Source organism: Ralstonia sp. 110700041-2 (assembly GCF_056280165.1).
Genome location: NZ_JBSFAI010000001.1, coordinates 200,718 through 221,400, shown reverse-complemented (window position 1 = coordinate 221,400; position 20,683 = coordinate 200,718). Strand labels below are relative to the sequence as shown.

General features: G+C 64.6%; 21 protein-coding genes and 1 pseudogene. 13 read left to right on the top strand and 9 right to left on the bottom strand.

All coding sequences use genetic code 11. From position 1 onward, the window contains the following. Window positions 1-4: 4 nt before the first annotated feature. Both ACUXH0_RS01075 and ACUXH0_RS01070 read right to left on the bottom strand, forming a co-directional pair. Complete coding sequence (locus ACUXH0_RS01075; protein WP_182593596.1) at window positions 5-334, bottom strand: DUF2322 family protein; 330 nt, start codon at window positions 332-334, stop codon at window positions 5-7. Between the two features lie 77 nt (window positions 335-411). After that, window positions 412-807: a DUF1801 domain-containing protein gene (locus ACUXH0_RS01070; protein ID WP_182593597.1), complete on the bottom strand. Its 396-nt coding sequence runs from the start codon at window positions 805-807 to the stop codon at window positions 412-414. Between the two features lie 466 nt (window positions 808-1,273). Between ACUXH0_RS01070 and ACUXH0_RS01065 the strand changes: the two genes are divergently transcribed. The 5 genes from ACUXH0_RS01065 (at window position 1,274) to ACUXH0_RS01045 (ending at window position 5,765) form a co-directional block, all read left to right on the top strand. Further along, window positions 1,274-3,658 carry a HAMP domain-containing protein gene (locus ACUXH0_RS01065; protein ID WP_182593598.1) on the top strand — a complete coding sequence of 795 codons (2,385 nt, stop codon included), beginning with the start codon at window positions 1,274-1,276 and terminating at the stop codon, window positions 3,656-3,658. Then, on the top strand, window positions 3,658-4,374 hold the full coding sequence (locus ACUXH0_RS01060; protein ID WP_004631344.1) for a methyl-accepting chemotaxis protein: 717 nt from the start codon (window positions 3,658-3,660) through the stop codon (window positions 4,372-4,374). Before ACUXH0_RS01065 ends, ACUXH0_RS01060 begins: the two co-directional genes overlap by 1 nt. Before the next feature lie 11 nt (window positions 4,375-4,385). Further along, on the top strand, window positions 4,386-4,919 hold the full coding sequence (locus tag ACUXH0_RS01055) for a hypothetical protein (protein ID WP_024542145.1): 534 nt from the start codon (window positions 4,386-4,388) through the stop codon (window positions 4,917-4,919). 29 nt (window positions 4,920-4,948) lie between these two features. Next, the gene (locus tag ACUXH0_RS01050) at window positions 4,949-5,314 is read left to right on the top strand and encodes a response regulator (protein ID WP_004631346.1); all 366 of its coding nucleotides are present in this window, start codon (window positions 4,949-4,951) and stop codon (window positions 5,312-5,314) included. A 118-nt stretch (window positions 5,315-5,432) separates the two neighbouring features. Further along, on the top strand, window positions 5,433-5,765 hold the full coding sequence (locus ACUXH0_RS01045) for a hypothetical protein (protein ID WP_004631347.1): 333 nt from the start codon (window positions 5,433-5,435) through the stop codon (window positions 5,763-5,765). A 12-nt stretch (window positions 5,766-5,777) separates the two neighbouring features. Here the strand turns inward: ACUXH0_RS01045 and ACUXH0_RS01040 are convergent, their stop codons facing one another. From ACUXH0_RS01040 to ACUXH0_RS01030, 3 genes are all read right to left on the bottom strand, one after another. Then, complete coding sequence (locus ACUXH0_RS01040; RefSeq protein WP_004631348.1) at window positions 5,778-6,638, bottom strand: class I SAM-dependent methyltransferase; 861 nt, start codon at window positions 6,636-6,638, stop codon at window positions 5,778-5,780. A 48-nt stretch (window positions 6,639-6,686) separates the two neighbouring features. Continuing rightward, entirely contained in the window at window positions 6,687-7,352 is a 666-nt protein-coding gene (locus ACUXH0_RS01035; protein ID WP_027693107.1) for a glutathione S-transferase, read from the bottom strand. A gap of 63 nt (window positions 7,353-7,415) precedes the next feature. After that, the gene (locus tag ACUXH0_RS01030; RefSeq protein ID WP_024542143.1) at window positions 7,416-8,387 is read right to left on the bottom strand and encodes a GlxA family transcriptional regulator; all 972 of its coding nucleotides are present in this window, start codon (window positions 8,385-8,387) and stop codon (window positions 7,416-7,418) included. 89 nt (window positions 8,388-8,476) lie between these two features. On the opposite strand from ACUXH0_RS01030, the gene ACUXH0_RS01025 reads away from it, so the two are divergent. The 5 genes and pseudogenes from ACUXH0_RS01025 to ACUXH0_RS01005 all read left to right on the top strand — a co-directional run. Beyond that, the gene (locus ACUXH0_RS01025; RefSeq protein WP_065851846.1) at window positions 8,477-9,736 is read left to right on the top strand and encodes an MFS transporter; all 1,260 of its coding nucleotides are present in this window, start codon (window positions 8,477-8,479) and stop codon (window positions 9,734-9,736) included. A gap of 75 nt (window positions 9,737-9,811) precedes the next feature. Continuing rightward, entirely contained in the window at window positions 9,812-11,218 is a 1,407-nt protein-coding gene (locus tag ACUXH0_RS01020) for an alkaline phosphatase family protein (RefSeq protein WP_024542141.1), read from the top strand. 2 nt (window positions 11,219-11,220) lie between these two features. Then, entirely contained in the window at window positions 11,221-11,478 is a 258-nt protein-coding gene (locus ACUXH0_RS01015) for a GNAT family protein (protein ID WP_156506995.1), read from the top strand. A gap of 57 nt (window positions 11,479-11,535) precedes the next feature. Continuing rightward, window positions 11,536-11,712: a GNAT family protein gene (locus ACUXH0_RS01010; protein ID WP_310735948.1), complete on the top strand. Its 177-nt coding sequence runs from the start codon at window positions 11,536-11,538 to the stop codon at window positions 11,710-11,712. 56 nt (window positions 11,713-11,768) lie between these two features. Further along, window positions 11,769-12,620: pseudogene (locus ACUXH0_RS01005) on the top strand (M20/M25/M40 family metallo-hydrolase); the annotation flags it as partial. A 322-nt stretch (window positions 12,621-12,942) separates the two neighbouring features. Here ACUXH0_RS01005 and ACUXH0_RS01000 read toward each other — a convergent pair. Both ACUXH0_RS01000 and ACUXH0_RS00995 read right to left on the bottom strand, forming a co-directional pair. After that, window positions 12,943-13,713 carry an SDR family NAD(P)-dependent oxidoreductase gene (locus ACUXH0_RS01000; protein ID WP_182593599.1) on the bottom strand — a complete coding sequence of 257 codons (771 nt, stop codon included), beginning with the start codon at window positions 13,711-13,713 and terminating at the stop codon, window positions 12,943-12,945. Window positions 13,714-13,830: 117 nt separating this feature from the next. Beyond that, window positions 13,831-14,412, bottom strand: coding sequence for a CGNR zinc finger domain-containing protein (locus ACUXH0_RS00995; RefSeq protein ID WP_024542138.1), 582 nt, complete (start codon window positions 14,410-14,412; stop codon window positions 13,831-13,833). A 147-nt stretch (window positions 14,413-14,559) separates the two neighbouring features. Between ACUXH0_RS00995 and ACUXH0_RS00990 the strand changes: the two genes are divergently transcribed. After that, window positions 14,560-15,630 (top strand): NAD(P)H-dependent flavin oxidoreductase, encoded by a 1,071-nt coding sequence (locus ACUXH0_RS00990; RefSeq protein ID WP_024542137.1) that lies wholly within the window; start codon window positions 14,560-14,562, stop codon window positions 15,628-15,630. A 173-nt stretch (window positions 15,631-15,803) separates the two neighbouring features. Next, window positions 15,804-16,712 carry an alpha/beta fold hydrolase gene (locus tag ACUXH0_RS00985; protein ID WP_024542136.1) on the top strand — a complete coding sequence of 303 codons (909 nt, stop codon included), beginning with the start codon at window positions 15,804-15,806 and terminating at the stop codon, window positions 16,710-16,712. Window positions 16,713-16,720: 8 nt separating this feature from the next. Here ACUXH0_RS00985 and ACUXH0_RS00980 read toward each other — a convergent pair whose 3' ends face one another. After that, window positions 16,721-17,638 (bottom strand): LysR family transcriptional regulator, encoded by a 918-nt coding sequence (locus ACUXH0_RS00980; protein WP_024542135.1) that lies wholly within the window; start codon window positions 17,636-17,638, stop codon window positions 16,721-16,723. Between the two features lie 158 nt (window positions 17,639-17,796). Here ACUXH0_RS00980 and ACUXH0_RS00975 point away from each other — a divergent pair, with 158 nt between their 5' ends. Further along, window positions 17,797-19,062: a serine hydrolase domain-containing protein gene (locus ACUXH0_RS00975; protein WP_182593600.1), complete on the top strand. Its 1,266-nt coding sequence runs from the start codon at window positions 17,797-17,799 to the stop codon at window positions 19,060-19,062. 60 nt (window positions 19,063-19,122) lie between these two features. Here ACUXH0_RS00975 and amaB read toward each other — a convergent pair whose 3' ends face one another. Beyond that, a complete protein-coding gene (amaB, locus tag ACUXH0_RS00970) occupies window positions 19,123-20,655 on the bottom strand; it encodes an L-piperidine-6-carboxylate dehydrogenase (RefSeq protein WP_182593601.1) in 1,533 nt (510 codons plus the stop codon). Window positions 20,656-20,683: the final 28 nt, after the last annotated feature.

The following is a 20,683-nucleotide window of genomic DNA, read 5'->3' as shown; positions in this document are numbered from 1 at the left end:
GTCGTCAGGCCTTCACGACGTTGATGCGCAGTGCGGGTTCACCGGCCGCGATGGACAGCAGGCGGTCCACATTCGGGTGGGCGCCGGGGCGGTTGCGCGCGTCGATGGTGTGCTCGGCAAACACGGCGAGGCCGTGCTCGGCGGCCTTGGCATCAAGCTGGCCGAACGCCTGCTGCAGGTAGTGGTACACCGCCACCGAACCTTGTTTGCCCGGCTTGTTTTCGATGTCGGCGACCACGGCGCCCTGGCCGTCGACCAGATCGATGCGCTCGATGCCGTCAATGGCGGGCAGTTGGGCGAGGTTGTCCTTGAATACGCTGGTCGGTTGAATCACTGCGGTTGCTCCGTTGGTTGATCAGGCGGGCCGTATGTTAACGGCTCCGGCCCGACCCGCGCGAGCTTGCACGTTCTTCAACGCTTGGCGCCGGCCTGGTTCACGGCAATGGCCGCCTGGATGAGCGCTTTCAACGCTTTTTCGTTCACCTTGTCGCCCTCGCGTAAGTCGATGGCGCGGCGCGTGTTGCCGTCCAGGCTGGAATTGAAGAGGCCAGACGGGTCAGGCACGGAGGCGCCCTTGGCGAACGTCATCTTGACCGTCTGCTTATAGGCCTCGCCGGTGCAGATCAGGCCATCGTGCGACCACACGGGCACGCTCCATTTCCATTCTTCCACCACGTCGGGGTCGGCCGCGCGGATGACGGCGCGCAGGCGGGCGAGCATCTCGCCGCGCCAGTCGTCCAGCTCTGCAATGCGTGCGTCGATCAGCTCGGATGCGGGTGTGGCGGTGTCCTGCGTGCTTTTCTTCATGTGTCTGCCTCGGTGGAGGGGCCAAGCAGAACATTCTGGCAGGAACATGGGCCGGTAGCCAATTCGCAACAGTGGGCGAGACGCCCCATCAGGCTGCATGCCGGGAAACTGAGAAATACCTTTTTTCTATTTTTGGAATCAACGCGAAAGAATCATTCGCGAAATAAAAAAGAAAAATAAAAAGGCAATTAATTAACGGCGACTGGGAAAATAACTTTAGCGCTTTCGCACAATTCCCCACTTGAGTAGGGGTGCCAAACGATTTCGCTGGTAACGAAGTGGCGAGCGGATACGCGCCGCAACCCCATCATCATCGGAAACGCAATGCCGAAATGCCCGGATGGTTGATGTGGCAGTCATCGAGTGGTCATCTTCCGACTTCAATAATTACGTCTCCGATGTTTAGGAAAGCATATTGGACCGCCCCCTTCTTTCAGGGGGAGCGGTTGAATCGAGAGAATTTCAAATGACCATTCGTCATCGCATTACATTGCTGGTGGTGTTGATGTTTGTCGCGCTGGCGGCCATCGGCGGATACGCGGTCTACCAGACCCGCAGCAGCGCTGCAGAGGTCCGCCAGGTGACCGAAGGTGTGGTGCCGAGCGCGCTGGCGTCGGCCGACCTGGTATCGCTCGTCAAGGACGTGCAGTTGGCGACGATGGTGTTGGTGTATGCACCGGACGCCAACATCGTCGCGCAGGCCAAGGACGACCTGAAGGCGAAAGAAGCCGCCCTGCGTGCGGCATTGGATGTACAGGCCAAACGCGCCAACAGCCACGCGCAGGAAGGTCTGGTTGCCCAGGCCAAAGAGGCCGTCGACAGCTACGTCGACGCCATCCAGCAGACCACCGACATGAAGCTCGCGGGCAAGGACGAGTTGGCACAGGCCTTCCTGTTTGCCAACGTGGCCAGCTACCGCGACGTGCTGGAAAAGATTGTCGAGACGCTGCGCATCGAGAAGAACCGCGAGAAGGATGAAGCCATTGCCGGCCTGAACGGCAAGCTTGCGAGCACGGCCACCACCATTGGCGTGGTGAGCGGCGTGGCCATTGTGCTGCTCACCGCCATCGGCATGCTGCTGTATCGCCAGATCACCCGACCGCTCACGCGCATGCAGGCCGAAATGAGCGAGATCGCCAGCAGCCAGGATTTCACGCGCCGTGTGCCGGTGGGACGCATGGACGAGATCGGCCACTCGGTCGTCGCGTTCAACCAGATGATCGAGAAGATCCAGGAGAACGCCGCGCTGCTCAAGCAGAAGACGGCCGACATCCAGGCGATGCTGCAGAACATGCAGCAGGGCATCCTGACCGTGGTGGATGGCGGTGTGGTGCACGAGGAATACTCGGTCTACCTCGAATCGATCTTTGAGACGCAGGAGATCGCGGGCCGCAAGTTGATGGAGCTGATCTTTGCCGATACCAGCCTGGGCGCCGATACGCTGTCGCAGGTGGAAGCGGCGGTCGATGCCTGCCTCGGGCAGGACATCATCAACTTCGCGTTCAACCAGCATCTGCTGGCGAGCGAGGTGGAAAAGCGCATGCCGGATGGGCGCGTGAAGACGCTCGACCTGTCGTGGTCGGCGATCACCGATGAGAGCGACACGATCCTGCGCCTGATGCTGTGCGTGCGCGATGTGACCGAACTGCGCAAGCTGGCCGCCGAGGCCAGCGAGCAGCGCCGCAACCTCGAGATGATTGGCGAGATACTGGCGGTGAGCCAGGAGAAGTTCCAGCACTTCATCGACAGCTCTACGACCTTCGTGCACGAGAACGAACGGATCATCCGCCAGTATTCGCAGGCGGACAGCGCAGCCATTGCGGCACTGTTCCGCAACATGCACACCATCAAGGGCAACGCGCGCACATACAACCTGCAGCACCTGACCAACGTGGTGCACGAGACCGAGCAGACCTACCACGCGCTGCGCGAACCCGACAGCGAGCACGCTTGGGATCAGGACTGGCTGATGCAAGAGCTGTCGCGCGTGCGCGAGGCCATCGAGAACTACGCCCGCATCAACGAGGTGAAGCTGGGCCGCAAGGGGGACGCGGCGCAGGGCAATGCCACGCATGCCGCGCCCGATGTGATGGCACGCATTCAGGAAAGTCTGCGCCTGGTGGAATCGGCCAACCCGGGTAGCCTGAACGAACTCCTGGCGATGCGCGATTCCGTCCATCAACTGCTGCGCCTGCTGGGCAGCGAGACGGTGGACACGCTGTTGTCCGGCGCGCTGCAATCGCTACCGTCGCTGGCGCAGGAGCTGGGCAAGGAGCCGGTGGCTGTGCGCATCGACGACAACGGCTACCGTGTACGCGCCGAGGCGCGCGGCATCCTGCAGAACGTGTTCATGCACCTGCTTCGCAACTCCATCGACCACGGCATCGAACCGGCCGAAGAGCGTATCGCCCACGGCAAGCCGGCCGCAGGCAAGGTCGACATCGAAGTTGGTGTTGACCAGGGCATGCTGCAGATCACCCTGTGCGATGACGGCCGCGGCCTGGCGCTCGAGCGCATCCGCAGTATCGCCGTGGAGCGCGGCTGGCTCGGCGCAGACCAGCACGCCACCGACGAAGACATCGCGCAGTGCATCTTCCGCCCGGGTTTCTCGACTGCCGACAAGGTGACGGAAGTGTCAGGGCGCGGCGTTGGCATGGATGCCGTGCTGGAGTTCCTCAAGCGCGAGCATGGCCGCATTGAGCTGCGCTTCACCGACGAGCACAAGGGCGCAGCGTTCCGCCAGTTCCAGACGGTGGTGTGCCTGCCCGAACGCTTTGCCGTTGACAGCGTGAACGCGACGCTCGGCGTGGCACCGGCAGTACGCGTGGATCTTGATAAGGAAGCATCGTGATGGGGACGATTGTTATGGCCGTCATCGCTGGCGGCTTGGTTGCCGGTGTGCTGATGTGGGTGATCCGGCAGCGGAAGGTGAATGCGCTCGTGCGCACCTTGGGCGATGCCGATCGCCGCATTGCTGATCTGTCAGCGGATCTTTCGAAGCACGCCGCGCTGGTCGAAACGGGCATGCAGGAAGTTGCTGCACTGGAAACCACGGTCGGCCAGATGCGCGATGCCGCTGCCGATCAGCTGGAGGTCATCGAGCAACTGCGTACCGAGCTGCAGTCGGCCACGGCTGCCAAGGAGCACTGGGCGAGCCGCGCGGGGCAGATTGCCGAAGAAGCGGTGCGCCTGCGCGGCCTGGCGCTGACGTTTGAGCGCTGGCACGAGCAGATGATCTCGCTCATGGAGCAGAACCACGACATGCACGCGAAGAACGAGGAACTGCAGTCCATCGTCCGGCATGTGGTGATCGTCTCGCTCAACGCGTCCATCGAGGCGGCGCGTGCGGGGACGGCGGGCCGCGGTTTTGCGGTGGTGGCCAGTGAGGTGCGTTCGCTGGCTGCGCGTTCGGAAGAATTGTCAAAGAGCTATCGCAACAGCTTGCACCTGAATGATCTGACCACCACCGCCACGTTTCAGGACATCCAGGCCGGCGGCAAGATGATCACTGCATCGCTGTCGAGCGTCGAGGCGCTGGCCAGCCAGTTTCAACACCAGCTTCACTAGGCAGGTCTGACGTGATCCGCAGCAACGCACAAGAGAGTTTCGATCGCATCTTCCGCAAGGCCGCGCGTACGCGGCTTGTGCGGCAGGCCGAAGACATGTGCCAGATCGGCACCGCAGCCGAAGGCGACTCCATCAACGGCGAAGAGGCGCTGATCCTCACCATCTCGTCCATCGCCTTCCGTCTTCTGTTGGTGCTGCGATTTGATGAATCCGACGCCACGCGCACGTACTTCACGGGCGAAGGCGCCGGGCGTTCTTTTGAAGAAGCGCGTCTGGAAATCGGCAACCTGTGCTGCGGCGCACTGAACCAGGAACTGCTGCAGGTGTTTCCCGACCTTGGCATGTCCACGCCCTATGTGGTGAGCGCGCGCTGCCTGCCGTATCTGGATGTGCTCAAGCCAGGCTACGTGGCCACCTACGCGGTCACCATCAACGACACGGTGCGCGTGGACGCCACCGTGTGCGTGTGTGCCCATGCTCCCCTGGATTTCGTGGCCGATGTGAGCGACGAAGTGGAATCCGGTGGCGAGCTGGAATTGTTTTGATTTGGAAGTTTGAGAACGAGGAAAGCGTCATGAGCAAGATTCTGGTTGTCGACGATTCGAGCACCGTCCGTGATGAGGTGGCCGGCTTTCTGAAGAAGCACGGTCTGGCGGTGGATACCGCCGTGGACGGCAAGGACGGCCTGGCCAAGATCAAGGCCAACCCCGGCGTCAAGCTCGTCATCAGTGACGTGAACATGCCCAACATGGACGGTTTGACCATGGTTGAGAAGGTGCGCGGCGAGCTGGGCAACAAGACGGTCAACGTCATCATGCTCACCACCGAAAGCAGCCCTGCCATGAAAGACCGTGGCAAGGCCGCCGGCGTGAAGGGCTGGATCGTCAAGCCGTTCAAGGGCGACGCGGTGCTTGAGACGTTCAAGAAGCTGGCAAGCTGAGAGGCGAGGCAATGCAGCCGGGTGCGCCATGCTCAACCCGGCGCTGCAGGGCATGGCGCCCGCGCGATTTTGGAGCCAAACTTGCTTGCCTGAAGCTCGTTTGGCCGAGGGAGCCATCATGCAAGAGCTCGCCTTTCGCACGCTGCTGTACCGCTACTTCTTCTTCGGCTGGCTGTTCAAGGATGCCAGCCGCGGCAACCTGTTCGAACGGTCGGCCGCTTGGCGTTTCAACCAGGCGCACGCGCACTGGCTGCTGGCCTATATGCGACGCTGGCTGTGGTGCGGATTGCTCTGCTACACGCTGGGCGGCGTACTGGAGCTGGGGCTCAACACGCCGGGGCTGTCGGTGCTGTTCTATGTGCCCAGCGCGTTGAGCGTGCCAGTCAACGTAGTCATCGGGGTGCTGTGGATCGGCCTGAAAGCGCTGCCCGGGCCGCTGCGCGAGCGGTAGGCGCGTGCGCGGCTAAACCGTCGCCAGCAGCAATTCTTCTGCGTTGCGCGGCGGGCGCAGGCCATCGGTCCGGCCGGAGAAATAGCGTTCCGTCAATGTGTCAGCCGAAATGTGCTGGGCATCGCGAAAGCCGTTTTCGCGGGCCAGCGCGAGCATCTCTGGCGGCGTGAAGAAGCTGATGAATGGTGTGCCGCTCGCGCGTGCACCTTTCTCCGCCATCTCAAGGCCGGGGCGGACGTCCGGGTCCGCCATCTCCAGCGGCAGCAGGAATGTCATCGCCAGCATCGATCCCGGCGCCATCGACGCCACCTGCCGCAGCGTCGCCGCATTGGCTTCCTTCGACAGATACATGCTCACACCCGTGGAGACCACGATGGCCGGCCTGCGCGTATCAAACCCGGCTGCGCCCAGCGCATCCTGCCAGGATTCGCGCGCCTCGAAATCCACCGGCACGAAGCGCAGCCAACGCGGAATGCCGAAGCCCAGCGCTTGCAGACGCTGGCGCTTCCAGGCCTGCGGGCCGGGCTGATCGACTTCAAACACCGTCATGCGCGATGCCACATCGGGTCGGCGTTGCGCAAAGCTGTCCAGCCCCGCCCCGAGAATCACGTACTGGCTCAAGCCACGGCCCGCTTGTTCGATGACGAGGTCTTCGATAAAACGTGCGCGCGCCACAATGGACGCGCGAAACGGACGCGTGAACTGCGGGTCCATGTCGCCGCGTCGTTGCCAGCCGGGCTCCGGGGCGAGCAGCTTCAAGCCTACTGCGTCTTCCAGCACGTGCGGCGGTGCATCGCTGTGCATGTGCAAGGCGCGCCACAACGCGACGCGTGCTGCGGTGCTGTCGGGGGATGCTGTCTGTGGTTCGTCCATTGCTTACACGCCTCCATCGGTGGATCAGTCGGTCAGTCGGTCACTGGATCAATCCAGATGCTGATACTCGGGAAACACGGCAATGGCCTGCACGGGTTGCTTCGTCATGCAGACCTCGAACAGGTGGCTGGTGAGCCACCCGGCCAGCCAGGCCTGTACTGCGGGCAGCGGCTGGCGGGCAAACCAGTCCGGCTCCACCGCCGCAAACTGCCGCACGAACGGAAAGATCGCCAGATCCGTCGCGCACGGCGTTGGGCCGCCAAGATAGCGTTGATCTAGCAAGCGCGATTCCAGCGGCATCAGCAGCGTTTCTGTTGCCCGGGCACGCGCCGTCTCGCGCGGCGTTGCCTCTTGCGGATAGCGATCGGGGTACTTGTAGCGATCGAGCTGGCGTTTGAATTCGCCGTCGTTGGTGCGCAGCAGGGCGAGGTTGTCGTCGGATTGCGCGCGGCTCCACCAGCCTTCCGGGTCGCGTGCTTCGAAGGCCCAGCGCATGATGTCGAGGCTTTCTTCCAGCACGCTGCCATCGGTCAAACGCAAGACGGGAACGGTGCCTTTGGGAGACAGCGCCAGCAGTTCGGCAGGCTTGTCGCGCATGACGATCTCGAACGTCTGGAAGCGTCGATTGGCTTGCAGCATAGCCAGGCGCGCACGCATGGCGTAGGGGCATCGGCGATAGCTGTAGAGCAGGGGCAAGACTGGATTGTCGGACATCGGTGCGAATGCGAGGCTACGGATTTCAGGCGCGCCAGGGTAGCGGATGCATGGCGCGGCGCGCTAGGCCACCAGGCGTGTGTGCCCCGGTCGTCCTGACCGCCCCGAGCGCCGCACCGATTGCGGCGGCTGGCCGAACACGCGGATGAACGCCCGCCGCATGCGTTCGGGGTCGGCAAAGCCCACGGCGCGCGCGACTTGTTCCAGCGATTCGTCACCCGCTTCCACGCGCGGCCGCGCGATTTCGGCACGGAGCTTTTCGATGGCCTTGGCGGGCGTCTGGCCGGTTTCGGCCACAAAGGCGCGGTCGAACTGGCGGCGGCTCAGATGGGCAACTTCGGCCAGCCGGTCGACGTCCAGGGCTTCGTGAAGGTGCTCGCGCGCATAGCCCAGCGCGCGCGCGATGCGGCTCGATGCCGGGTCCAGCTCCAGCAAGGTGGAGAATTGCGACTGCCCGCCGGGGCGCCGGTGATAGACCACCAGCTCGCGGGCCACGGCGCGTGACAAGTCGACGCCCAGGTCTTCTTCGATGAGCGCCAGCGCCAGGTCGATGCCCGACGAGATGCCGGCCGACGTCCACACCGGCCCGTCGTGGGTGAAGATGTGGTCGCTCTGCACCTGCACGCGCGGATAGCGCCGCTGCAGCAGCGCTGCCATGCGCCAATGTGTGGTGGCGCGGCGGCCATCGAGCAGGCCTGCCGCCGCCAGCGCAAACGCGCCGGAACACACGCTCGTCATGCGCCGCGAGTGGTCTGCCGCTTCCCGCACGAAGGCGATCAGCCGCGGCGAGAACGCATCTTCGCGCGGGCCGTTGCCGCCCGAGATGACCAACGTATCGAAGGCCGGATCGTCCAGGCCCTGCGTCTGCATGACGAGGCCGGGCGCGCTCTGCACCTGCGCGCCGCCTTCGGACAGCACGTCGATCCGGTACTCCGGCTGGGCCGCGAGCCGGTTCGCCACGTCAAAGGCTGTCAGCGGGCCGGTGAAATCGAGCAGGCTGCAGCCCGGAAACACCAAAAAGCCAATTCTGCGCATGATGTCTTGAAATGAGGGATTAAAGTCATTTAGGCCTGATGTTGCTCCGCCAGACTGCTGCTGTCAAACGCATTTCTGGAGAGACGATCATGACAACCGCGATGGGCTTGCCGGCCACGTCGACGCCCATGTCGCGCCATCACCGCTGGAAGGTGCTGGGCGTGGGTGTGGCGGCCAATGCAAGTTTTTCGGCCGCGTTTTCGGGCATCCCGACGACTGCCGTGTTCATCCGCTCGGCGTATCACCTAGGCAATGCGGAGCTGGGCGTGGCGTTGGGCGCGCTGGGGCTCGGCATCGCCATCAGCGAGTTGCCCTGGGGTTTGCTGACCGACCGCTGGGGCGATCGCACGGTGCTGCTGACGGGGCTTGGGCTGACCGCGATGGCACTGTTCGTGATGGCATGTTGCGTGGTGCCGCTGCATGGCAACGTGCCGCCGCTTGCGTGGCTGGTGGGCGGCATGCTCAGCGTCGGCCTGCTGGGCGGCAGCGTGAACGGATCGAGCGGCCGCGCCGTCATGGGCTGGTTTCGCGAAGGCGAGCGCGGGCTGGCCATGAGCATCCGCCAGACCGCCGTACCGCTGGGCGGCGGCATTGGCGCGCTCGTGCTGCCGACTATCGCCGCGCACGCCGGGTTTGCCGCCGTCTATGGCGTGCTGGCGGCGGCATGTGCGTTGACTGCGGTACTGACGTGGCTGTGGGTGCATGACGCGCCGGACACGGTGAATGCGGTTGCGCAAGCAGCCCCGCCCGGGGGCACTGGCCCGCTGCGCGATCCAACGCTGTTGCGCATGGCCCTGGCCATTGGGCTGCTGTGCGTGCCGCAAGGCGCGGTGGTTGCTTTTGCCACGGTGTTCCTGCGCGACTTCGCACACGCCAATGTGCTCACACTCAGCCTGACCATGGCAGCGGTGCAGGGCGGGGCGGCCGTCATGCGCGTATGGAGCGGGCGCTGGACCGACCGCCACGGCAATCGCCGCGCCTATCTGCTCGCGTGTGCGCGGTTGAGCGTTGCGCTGTTCGTTGGGCTGGCCGGCGTGGCGTGGATGACGTCGGCGCTGTCGATCGATCTGTCGGTCATGCGCGTTGCGCTGGTGGCGGCCGTGGTGGCGGGCGGCATCTGCGTATCAGCGTGGCATGGCGTGGGCTATACCGAATTGGCCACGCTGGCCGGTGCGCAGCGCGCCGGCACGGCGCTGGGGCTCGGCAACACGGGCGCGTTTGCGGCACTCGGGCTGACGTCGCTGTGCCTGCCGCAGGTGTTGGCGTGGTCGTCGTGGCCGGTGGTGTGGCTGGTGGCGGCCGGCAGCGCGCTGATTGCATGGCGAGTGCTGCCGGCGGTACGTCAGTAGACGCGCGCAACGCCAATCCCCTCGTTTCTTCCTATAGTGCCCCGCAGAACAACGCAACGAAACGAGGGGGCCACCATGGCAGGCTTGAATGCAATCGAGCACGTGGTCGTGCTGATGTTGGAGAACCGGTCGTTCGACAACCTGTTCGGCACGCTGTATTCAAAGAGCGCGGAGTTCGACGGGCTGTCGGGCGAAGAGACCAACCCGGATGGCGGCGGCCAGGCCATCCGCGTGTGGACGACGCCCGCACCGCCCAACGTGATGACGCTGCCCAACCCCGACCCGGGCGAACTCTTCACCGACATCAACCAGCAGCTCTTCGGCCAGCAGATGCCGCTGGGGCAGACGCCCACCATGCAGGGTTTCACCACCAACTACGCCAAGAACGGTGGCGACCCGCGCGACATCATGCATTTCTTCACGGCGGACCAAGTGCCAGCACTGAGCACGCTGGCGCGCAACTACGCCGTGTGCGATGCGTGGTTTGCCTCGGCGCCGTGCCAGACGTGGCCCAACCGGTTCTTTGTGCACACCGGCACCGCGCACGGTTATCCGAACAACTCGCCGGTGCACTTTCCGTACTTGATGCCGACGCTGTTCAATGCGCTTGACGGCGTGGTGCCCGACGATTGGGCTGTCTATTACCACGACTTCGCGCAGTCGCTCACGCTGACGCGGCTATGGCTGCACCTGGATCACTTTCACCTGTTCGACGATTTTCTCGACGATGCGTCCAGCGGAAAGCTGCCCTCGTACAGCTTTATCGAGCCACGTTACTTTGCGGATCTCGACTGGCCCAACGATATGCATCCGCCGCACGATGTCGGCTACGGCGATGCGCTGGTCGCGCAGGTGTACAACGCGCTGCGCAGTTCGCCGCAGTGGCATCAGACCCTGCTCGTCATCACCTTTGACGAGCACGGTGGCTGCTTCGACCACGTGCCGCCGCCTGCCGTGGTGCCGCCCAGCCCGCCGCAACCGGGGCAACTCTTCGCGTTCGACCGGCTGGGCGTGCGCGTGCCGGCGGTAGTGGTGTCGCCGTGGATTGCCAAGGGCACGATCTTCCGCTCGACCGTGGCGCAGCCGTACGATCACACCGCCATCATCAAGACGCTGCGCGTGCGCTACAACATCCAGACGCCGCTTACCGCGCGCGATGCCAGCGCGCCCGACCTTGGCCACGTGTTGGAGCTGAGCGTGCCCGACGACAACCGCGAGCCCGTCGTCGCCCGTACCATGGCAGCGAACCCGGCCGGTTTGCAGGCGGCACGCAACGCACCGCTCAACGACTTCCAATGGGCAATGCACGAATCGGCGGCGATGCTGGCGCCGCTGGGTACCGGTATCAGCATTGATGACCACGTGCGCAACTTGTCGACCGATCAACAGCCGCCCGTGCCCGCCGCACAGAATGCCCAGCAGGCAGCGCAGCACATCAAGGATGTGCTGGCGTCGATGGATCTGCCGCATGCGGGGCAATGATCATGAACGCACCGCTTCAGCACTCGCCCGTTGTCATCCGCGCCTTCAGACCTGGCGACGAGCCGCTCTTGCACGCCGTCTTCCATTGCGCTGTGCACGGCATCGCCGCTCGCCGGTACGCCCCCGAGCAATGCGAAGCCTGGGCACCTACCGACTACGACGTCGCCCAGTGGCATGAGCGCATCCGCCGCATCCAGCCGTTCGTGGCGGAACTCGACGCGCAGCCCGTCGCTTATGCCGATTTGCAGGCGAATGGATAGATCGATCACTTCTTCGTATCCGGCGACCATGCGCGACAAGGCATCGGGCAACAACTCATGAGCCACATCTTCGGGTTGGCAGCGCAGCGCGACATGCCGCGTGTGCAAGCGCACGTGAGCTTGAGCGCCGAGCCCTTCTTTGCCTGCAATGGGTTTGAAGTGATCGCACGCCAGGCAGTGACGGTGCGCGGTGTCTTGCTCGATAACGCGTTGATGGTGCGCATGCAGGCGTGAGCCAAGAGTGGCACGAGGCTTTGTTCTTCGGGGAAACCCTCGGAATGGAGTTAAAGATCGTCAGCAACAAGCCCGAGCTGGTGAAGGCCGAGTTCGGCATCAACGAAGGCGGCGGTGGCGAGTTGCGCAACGGCAAGCCGGTGCTCCACCGCATTCAGGTGGCCGAGAAGATGTACTCGACGTACGAGCTGGAAGTGCGTGACGTGGGCGGCCACAGCGCGGTGCCCACGAAGACAAACCCGATCTATGCGTTGTCAGCCGCGCTGGATCGGCTGGGGGCGTATCAGTTTCCCGTCAAGCTGGTCGACGTCACGCAGACTTACTTTGCCCGCAGCGCGCCTCTGGCCACGGGGCAACTGGCGGACGATATGCGTTCGGTGGGCACCGGCAAGCCGGACCAGGCCGCGATCGATCGGCTCTCGGCCATTCCGTTCTACAACGCACAGTTGCGCACGACGTGCGTGGCGACCATGGTCAACGCCGGCCACGCCGAGAACGCGCTGCCGCAATCGGCCAAGGCGACCGTCAATTGCCGCATCCTGCCGCACGATGATCTGGCGGATATCGATCGTCAGCTGAAGCAGGTGATCAGCAACGAGAAGATCAGCGTGCGTTACGTCAACAAGCCGCTGGCGAGTCCCGCGTCGCCGCTCAACGGCGACTTGATGAAGACGGTGGAAGCGCTGACGCAGCAGATGTGGAATGTGCCGGTGATTCCGGCGATGAGCACGGGCGCGACCGACAGCCGGTTCATGCGCAATGCGGGCATTCCGATGTATGGCGTGTCGGGGTTGTTTACCGAGCCGGCTGACCTGCGCACGCATGGTCTGGATGAGCGTATCGAGATTGCACGGTTGTATGACGGGCGGGAGTTTCTTTATCGGCTTGTGAAGCGGTCGGCCGAGTAAATTGTTGGGCGCTGCGCTCGTGTTTGTCTTCGGGCGCGGCTTGTTAGTGCTGGTTTGTGTTGGGTTTCGTCCCCTGCAGGGGACGACCTACTTTCTTTGTCTTGCCAAAGAAAGGTAGGCAATGAAAGGCGCGCCCGAGATGGCGACTTCCCCTTGGATTTGTGTCACGGGAGGGAGGGGAGGCAAACTCGCTGCGCTCAGACAGTCTCCCCTCTTTTGCCTCCCCGTGACAAAAATCCAAGGCGCCATCTAGGGCAGGGTACGGCCACACCCTCTGCGTGCAGGAGTTGGCGGCGCGGCGCGTGTTCTGGGTGGGTACTTCTCAGATGAAGCCGCCGTCGGTCATCAAGGTGCGGCCGGTAATCCAGCGGCCGTCGTCCGAGGCCAGGAAGGCGATGGCGTCGGCGATATCGTCCGGTTCGGCCAGGCGTCCCATCGGTGTCGATTCGCGCATGCGCGCTTTGACTTCATCGGGAATCGGGGCGGTCGTGTCAGTGCGTGTAAGCGCCGGTGCCACGGCGTTGACGGTGATGTTGCGCGGGCCCAGTTCTACGGCAAACGCGTGGGTGAGGGCGCTGACGGCGGCCTTGCTTGCCGCGTACACCGCCAGCCCTGCGCGGGGCCGGTACACCAGGCTGGAAGACACGTTCACGATATGCCCGCCGCGCGCCGGCACATGCGGCAGCACCGCTTGCGTGACGAGAATCGTCGAGAAGGCATTGGTGCGGAACTGCGCGTCGAACGATGCGAGATCGATGCTGCCGACCGGCTGGTTTTCCAGAATGCCGGCATTGTTGACGAGGATGTCGATGGCGCCGAAGGCCTCGCGCACGGTGCTCACCATCGCGTCGACGGAAGTGGCATCGCTCACGTCGGCCTGCACGGCAATGGCTTGGCCGCCGGTGCTGCGGATGCTGTTGACCACGGCGTCGGCTTCTGCGGCGTTGCTGCGATAGACCACGGCCACGCGGGCGCCGTCGGCGACCAGTCGATGCGCCACGGCGGCGCCGATGCCGCGCGAGCCTCCGGTAACGATGGCGGTGCGGCCTGCCAGGCGTTGGGGCGTGGACTGGGTGGTTTGAGTTGCGGACATGCTGTTCTCCTGAATGGGTGCGATGTTTCCGGAGAACAGGTTACGAACGAGCGGGCTTGTGCGCAGCCCGTTCGGCCGCGACGCGGCGTTCCAGCATTGGAACGACCGGGGCCGCGATCAGCCCTGCTGGCGTTTGCGGTATTCGGCCACCTTATGCCGGTTGCCGCAGACGGCCATGCTGCACCAGCGGCGCTTGTGCGACTTGGTGCGGTCGTAAAACCACAGCGTGCATTCGGGGTGTTCGCACACGCGCACGAGCTGGAAATCGCCCTCGGCGAGCAGATGCGCAGCGGCTTCGGCCAGCGGCGCCAGACATTGCTCGACCGAATCGTTGGGGCGCAGGCGTTCGACGCGCGGGGTGCCGTTTTCCCACACCAGCACGGGATGGCTTGGCGCCTGCCGCAGGAACACATTCAGCGCATCGGCGCTGGCCGCACGGCCCGACTTGCGTGCCTCCACCAAGGTGCGAATCACTTCGCGCAGGTGCCGCGCCACGGCCAGCAGCACGCCAGGCGGATAACGGCCTGCCACAGGCTCCGCGAGCCAGCCGGCGCGCACCAGCCAATCGGAGACATCGACGTCGCTCTGCCAGAAATCGTGGGGCTGGCCGTTGACGTTGGCCACGGTATTGAGCATGTCCAGCACCGGATCGTCGGCGATCAGCAGGGGAGCATCGGTGGCAGCTGCGAGTGCGGGCATGGCGATTTTCAAAAAGACAGTTGGTTGAATTGTAACCAATTTAATAGGCTATGACAGTTACGCGTTGCACGCGTGTTTCAACGGATCAATCCGGTGAAAAGCCGCCGCATTACCATGTCTGATCCAAGTAACTTGCCGGAGATGATCATGAGCGCATGGCCCGATGCACGCGTGCTGGCGTTGTTCAATATCGAAGTGCCCATCGTATTGGGGCCGATGGCGGGGGTGGCGGGCGTGGAGCTGGCGATTGCCGTGGCGCGTGGCGGCGGGCTTGGTTCGTTGCCGTGTGCGATGCTCAGCGTCGAACAGATCCGGCAGCAGGTCGGGCAGTTTCGGGCGGCCGTGCGTGGCCCCGTCAACCTGAACTTCTTCTGCCACACGCCGCCGCAGCCGGATCCCGAGCGCGATGCCAGATGGCGAGCCCATCTGGCGCCGTACTACGCCGAGTTCGGTATCGACCTGAATGCGCAAGCGCCGGCCGCAAACCGCGCGCCGTTTGACGAGACAACGTGCGCGCTGGTTGAGGAACTGAGGCCGGAGGTGGTGAGCTTTCACTTCGGGTTGCCCGCGCCGGAGTTGCAGGCCCGCGTGAAGGCCACGGGGGCGAAGATCATCTCCGCCGCCACCACGGTGGAAGAGGCGCGCTGGCTGGAAGCGCGCGGCGTAGACGCCATCATCGCCATGGGCAACGAGGCAGGCGGCCATCGCGGCATGTTCCTCGCCAAGACGATCGAATCGCAGGTCGGCACGTTCGCGCTGGTGCCGCAGGTGGCCGATGCGGTGAAGGTGCCGGTCATTGCGGCCGGCGGCATCGGCGATGCGCGCGGTGTGGTGGCGGCGTTGGCGCTGGGGGCATCGGCGGTGCAGATCGGCACGGCCTACATGCTGTCGCCGGAGGCCAAGACATCGGCCATTCATCGCGCGGCGCTCAAGCAGGCTACAGACGCCGACACCGCGCTCACCAACCTGTTTACCGGCCGACCGGCGCGCGGCATCGTCAACCGGCTGATGCGTGAGATTGGCCCGATGAGCACGTTTGCGCCGGCCTTCCCGACAGCCGGCGGCGCGTTGGCGCCGCTGCGCGCCAAGACGGAGCCGACCGGCTCAGGCGATTTCATCAACCTGTGGTCCGGCCAAGCGGGCCGGCTGGCCACGGAAGACTCGGCCGAAGCCATCACGCGGCGCATTGCCGCCCAGGCGCTCGAGCGGCTCACCTGAGTTTTCCTGCTGCATTGTTTCCCGCGCGGGCACGCCAGACGGCGTGCCCGTTTTGTTTCGCATCTCAAATCGTCATGCGAGCGATGTGAAAATTTTATGTAACTTGAAAAATAGTATTTACATGGTTACGATGGTTTCGTTGCTCTTTCTCGAAACCCATCCGGAGCCTTGCCATGAACGCCCCTGCCCGAACCGCTGATCTGGCTGTCGATGCGTATGCCCCCACCGCTGTGCGTCATCGCACGGTGGATGTCGAAGGTGTGCGCGTGTTCCATCGGGAGGCCGGCCCAAGCGATGCCCCGACCGTGCTGTTGCTGCATGGCTTTCCGAGCGCATCGCATATGTTCCGCAACCTGATTCCGCAGTTAGCCGGGCGCTATCACGTGGTGGCGCCGGACTTTCCCGGCTTTGGCCTGACGCAGGTGCCGAGCGATTTCCGCTACACGTTCGACAACCTCGCGCATGTGGTGGACGGCTTTACGCAGGCGGTCGGCCTGTCGCGCTACGCCATCTATGTGTTCGACTACGGCGCGCCGGTCGGCTGGCGCCTGGCGATGGCGCACCCGGAGCGCATCAGCGCCATCGTCACGCAAAACGGCAACGGCTATGAGGAAGGGCTGGGCGAAGGTCCGTGGGCGCCAGTCAAGGCGTATTGGGACAACCCGGACGAAGCGCATCGCCGTGAGCTGCATCCGATCGTTTCAGACGAGATGACGCAGTGGCAATACCTGGATGGTGTGCCCGACCCGACGCGCGTCGCGCCGGATGGCTATCTGCTCGATCAATATTTCCTGAGCCGTCCGGGCCAGCTCGACATCCAGATGGATCTGTTCCTGGATTACGCGAGCAACGTGGCGCTGTATCCGGCGCTGCATGCGTACTTCCGCGCGCATCGTCCGCCGCTGCTCGCGGTATGGGGTCGCAATGACACCATTTTCATTCCGCCCGGCGCGGAGGCCTTCAAGCGCGACCTGCCCGATGCGGAGGTCCACTTTGTCGATAGCGGCCACTTTGCGCTGGAGACGCACCATGCGGAAATTGGTGCGCGCATGCTCGACTTTCTTGGCCGCGTGGTGAAGTAACGCGCGGTTCAGGTCAACGGTTGCATGGTGGCTTCCGCGGCAAAGCGCTCGCGCAGGAACGCCACCAGCGCCTTCACCGACGGCGGTACGCCTGCACGCGATGGATAGAGTGCGTGCAGGTCGGCCGGCTCGGGTGTCCAACCCCGCAGCACCGTACGCAGGCTGCCGCTGCCGAGCGCGGCATGACAGCAATGCTGCGGCAGGATGGCCAGCCCGAGCCCTGCGATGGCAGCTTCGCGCAGGGCGATGATGTTGTCGCTGGCAAAGCGCGGGCGAATCGGCAGCGACCGCCGGTGCCCGCGCGCATCGTGCAGTACCCAATCGCGGCTGCGGGTGAGCGAGCCTTGCCCCAGGCAGGAAAAGTCTTCCAGCGCGGCCGGCGTGTCGGGTTCACCCACGCGGGCAAGCAACGCGGGACTTGCCACCAGCACGCGCGGCGAGACCGCGAGATGCCGCGCTACCACGTCGCGCGAGGGCAGTGGCCCCGTGGCCGCGCGGATCGCCACGTCAATGCGCTGCTCGATCAGGTCGACGTACGTGTTCGACAAGTCCAGTTCGATGCGCAGCTTCGGATGTGCATCGGCAAATTCGGCCAGCCAGCCGGCCACCAGCGTTTCTGCCAGTAGCGTCGACGTGCCGACGCGCAGGACGCCAGCCGGTTCACTGCGTGCCGCGCCGGCCAGCGCTTCAATGGCTGCCGACGCATCGGCCATGTCGCGCGCATGCCGATATATCGCCTCGCCCACCGGCGTGACCGATACGCGATGGCTTGAGCGCTGCAGCAGCCGCGTGCCGAGCTGCACCTCCAATTCGGCAATGCGACGGCTCAGGCGTGACTTGGGAATGCCCGTGGCGCGCTCGGCAGCGGAAAAGCCACCGGCTTCCACCACGCGCGTGAAGAGGTACAGGTCGTCGAAGCGCTTCATGTTGGGACGGGGTTGCGGTCGAACTGCATTGAAGCATAGGCGCTGGCAGGGCGCTCTCGCGGCCAATGATTCGGCGCTGTACAGTGTCGCTGGTCGGGCTGCGCGCGTCAGAATCGGCGCAGGCTGGATCGGAGTCGGGATCAATGCAAGGAGAAAGCATGGACAGGCAAGGCACGCAAACGCAGGGGATGTCCCGCGATCGGCTCGAACGGGTCGAGCGCTTCATCGATGACGCCTACATTGCCACCGGCAAGCTGCCCGGCGCGCTGGTCCAGGTGTGGCGGCGTGGCGAGCTGGCCTTGAACTCCGTGCTGGGCCTGGCCGACCGCGAGCGCCAGGTGCCGCTGGCTGAGGATTCGATCTTCCGCATCTACTCGATGACCAAGCCGATCACGTCGGTGGCGTTCATGATGCTGGTGGAAGAATGCAAGGTCGCGCTGGACGATCCGGTCAGCAAATTCATCCCCGCATGGGCGAACCTGGGCGTGCACGCCGGCGGCTTCATGGAAGGCTTCCAGTCGCGGCCGGTCAAACGTGCCATGCGCATGGTCGACCTGCTGCGGCACACCTCGGGCCTGACCTATGGCTTCCACCAGAACACGAATGTCGACGCCGCGTACCGCCGGCTGAAGCTGGGCGACATCGCGACCGATGGCACGCTCGACGAGATGATCGAAAAGCTGGCCGGCGTGCCGCTGGAGTTTTCGCCCGGTGAGGCTTGGAACTACTCCGTTTCCACCGACGTGCTCGGCTACCTCGTCGGCAAGATCAGCGGCATGCCGTTCGAGACCTTCCTGAAGGAACGGATTTTCGATCCGCTGGGCATGGTCGATACCGCCTTCCATGTGCCGGAGGAGAAAGCATCGCGCTTCTGCGCGTGCTATGCCGTGGGCGCGCTGGGCTCGAAGGCGGTGTCTGAACGTGGACCGGTCTTGCAGGACGATCCGCGCACCAGCCCCTACCTGAAGCCGCCCAGCTTCATCTCAGGCGGCGGTGGTCTGGTTTCCACGGCGGCGGACTACCTGCGTTTTTCGCGCATGCTGCTGCAGGGCGGCGAGCTGGATGGCGTTCGCCTGCTGGCGCCGAAAACGCTGGCGCTGATGACTGCCAACCATCTGCCGGGCGGGCGCGACATGTCTAGCCTGTCGTCGCCTTCGATGTTCAGCGAGGCCGCGTATGACGGCGTCGGGTTCGGACTGGGCTTCGCGACCACGATCTCGCAGGCCGCCACGTTGATTCCAGGCAGCACGGGCGATTTCTTCTGGGGCGGCGCGGCCGGCACCTTCTTCTGGGTGGATCCGCAGGAGGATCTGATCGGCCTGTTCCTGACACAGGTGCTGCCTTCGTCCGCCTACCCTGTGCGCCGGCAATTGCGCACGCTGGTCTACAGCGCGATCACCGATGTGGGTGGTGCGGCGCGATGAGCATCGGGGCGGTGGAGCGTTCTGCGCCGCCGCCCGAACATCACGTCGATCGGGCGCTGATCAAACGTCGAACCGGACGCCCTGCGCCAGCGGCAGCGCGCCGCTGTAGTTGACGGTGTTGGTGGCGCGGCGCATGTAGCCCTTCCACGCGTCCGAGCCGGATTCCCGCCCGCCGCCGGTTTCCTTCTCGCCGCCGAATGCGCCGCCGATCTCGGCGCCCGACGTGCCGATGTTGACGTTGGCGATGCCGCAGTCGCTGCCCGCCGACGACATGAAGCGCTCGGCATCGCTCAGGTTTGCCGTGAAGATGGCGGACGACAGGCCTTGCGGCACGCCGTTCTGGACCGCGATGGCCTGCTCGGTGTCGCCGTCGTACGTCACGACATAGAGGATGGGCGCGAAGGTCTCGCTTTCCATCACCTTGGTCGGCTTCGGCATCTTGACCAGCGCAGGACGCACGTACCAGGCGTCGGCGCCGAGGTCTTCACGCACGCGCTCGCCGCCCAGCACTTCGCCGCCTTCAGCGCGAGCCTGCGCGAGTGCCTGTTGCATGCCGTCGAAGGCAGCCTGGTCGATCAACGGGCCGACCAGCGTGCCGTCAGCCAGCGGGTCGCCAATGGCGATGCTCTGGTAGATCTTTTCCAGGCGAGCCAGCAGCGTGTCGGCCACCGAGCGGTGCACGATCAGGCGACGCAACGACGTGCAGCGTTGGCCCGCCGTGCCGACGGCGGCAAAGGTGATGGCGCGCGCGGCCAATTCCAGATCCGCCGAAGGCGTGACGATCATTGCGTTGTTGCCGCCCAGCTCCAGGATGGAGCGGCCGAAGCGCTCTGCCACCTTCACGCCCACCTGGCGGCCCATGCGCGTCGAGCCCGTGGCGCTGACCACCGGCACCAGGTGGCTGGCCACCAGCGCTTCGCCCACGTCGCGCCCGCCGATCAGCAGTTGGCTCAGTCCGGCAGGAATGGCGCCCGGCTTCTCTGCATTGAACGCGTCGACCACCTGTTGCATCAGGTGCTGGCATGCAATGGCGGTGAGCGGCGTCTTCTCCGACGGCTTCCACACGATGGCGTTGCCGCACACCAGGGCGAGCGCGGCGTTCCACGACCACACCGCCACCGGAAAATTGAACGCCGAGATGATGCCCACCACGCCCATCGGATGCCACGTTTCCATCATCCGGTGCCCAGGGCGCTCGCTGGCGATGGTCAGGCCATGCAGTTGCCGCGACAGACCGACGGCGAAGTCGCAGATGTCGATCATCTCCTGCACTTCGCCCAGGCCCTCGGAGGTGATCTTGCCCGCCTCCAGCGACACCATTTCACCCAGCGCCGCCTTGTGCGTGCGCAGTACCTCGCCCAGGCGGCGCACGAGTTCGCCGCGCACGGGTGCCGGCACGACGCGCCACGCCAGATACGCCTGATGCGCACTCTGGATGGCCGCCTCGGCCTGGCTGGCGGTATGCGATTTCACGGTCGCCAATACCGTGCCATCGCGCGGGGCGCGGCTCGTCCAGTCCGTGCCTTCATAGGCCTTCAGGTTCAGGCCGAGGGCCTTCAGTACGGTCTGCAATCGTGTTCGGGAATCTGACATGGCGCGAATCCTTGCTGTTCTCTCGTGT

Excerpts from the sequence above, each read along its gene's own strand:
- ACUXH0_RS01035 (WP_027693107.1), bottom strand. The coding sequence starts at position 7,352 with ATGTCCGACAATCCAGTCTTGCCCCTGCTCTACAGCTATCGCCGATGC.
- ACUXH0_RS01020 (WP_024542141.1), top strand. The coding sequence starts at position 9,812 with ATGGCAGGCTTGAATGCAATCGAGCACGTGGTCGTGCTGATGTTGGAG.
- amaB (WP_182593601.1), bottom strand. The coding sequence starts at position 20,655 with ATGTCAGATTCCCGAACACGATTGCAGACCGTACTGAAGGCCCTCGGC.
- ACUXH0_RS00985 (WP_024542136.1), top strand. The coding sequence starts at position 15,804 with ATGAACGCCCCTGCCCGAACCGCTGATCTGGCTGTCGATGCGTATGCC.
- ACUXH0_RS01050 (WP_004631346.1), top strand. The coding sequence starts at position 4,949 with ATGAGCAAGATTCTGGTTGTCGACGATTCGAGCACCGTCCGTGATGAG.
- ACUXH0_RS01045 (WP_004631347.1), top strand. The coding sequence starts at position 5,433 with ATGCAAGAGCTCGCCTTTCGCACGCTGCTGTACCGCTACTTCTTCTTC.
- ACUXH0_RS01025 (WP_065851846.1), top strand. The coding sequence starts at position 8,477 with ATGACAACCGCGATGGGCTTGCCGGCCACGTCGACGCCCATGTCGCGC.
- ACUXH0_RS01000 (WP_182593599.1), bottom strand. The coding sequence starts at position 13,713 with ATGTCCGCAACTCAAACCACCCAGTCCACGCCCCAACGCCTGGCAGGC.
- ACUXH0_RS01030 (WP_024542143.1), bottom strand. The coding sequence starts at position 8,387 with ATGCGCAGAATTGGCTTTTTGGTGTTTCCGGGCTGCAGCCTGCTCGAT.
- ACUXH0_RS00990 (WP_024542137.1), top strand. The coding sequence starts at position 14,560 with ATGAGCGCATGGCCCGATGCACGCGTGCTGGCGTTGTTCAATATCGAA.
- ACUXH0_RS01015 (WP_156506995.1), top strand. The coding sequence starts at position 11,221 with ATGAACGCACCGCTTCAGCACTCGCCCGTTGTCATCCGCGCCTTCAGA.
- ACUXH0_RS00980 (WP_024542135.1), bottom strand. The coding sequence starts at position 17,638 with ATGAAGCGCTTCGACGACCTGTACCTCTTCACGCGCGTGGTGGAAGCC.
- ACUXH0_RS01010 (WP_310735948.1), top strand. The coding sequence starts at position 11,536 with ATGAGCCACATCTTCGGGTTGGCAGCGCAGCGCGACATGCCGCGTGTG.
- ACUXH0_RS01060 (WP_004631344.1), top strand. The coding sequence starts at position 3,658 with ATGGGGACGATTGTTATGGCCGTCATCGCTGGCGGCTTGGTTGCCGGT.
- ACUXH0_RS00995 (WP_024542138.1), bottom strand. The coding sequence starts at position 14,412 with ATGCCCGCACTCGCAGCTGCCACCGATGCTCCCCTGCTGATCGCCGAC.
- ACUXH0_RS01040 (WP_004631348.1), bottom strand. The coding sequence starts at position 6,638 with ATGGACGAACCACAGACAGCATCCCCCGACAGCACCGCAGCACGCGTC.
- ACUXH0_RS01065 (WP_182593598.1), top strand. The coding sequence starts at position 1,274 with ATGACCATTCGTCATCGCATTACATTGCTGGTGGTGTTGATGTTTGTC.
- ACUXH0_RS00975 (WP_182593600.1), top strand. The coding sequence starts at position 17,797 with ATGGACAGGCAAGGCACGCAAACGCAGGGGATGTCCCGCGATCGGCTC.
- ACUXH0_RS01070 (WP_182593597.1), bottom strand. The coding sequence starts at position 807 with ATGAAGAAAAGCACGCAGGACACCGCCACACCCGCATCCGAGCTGATC.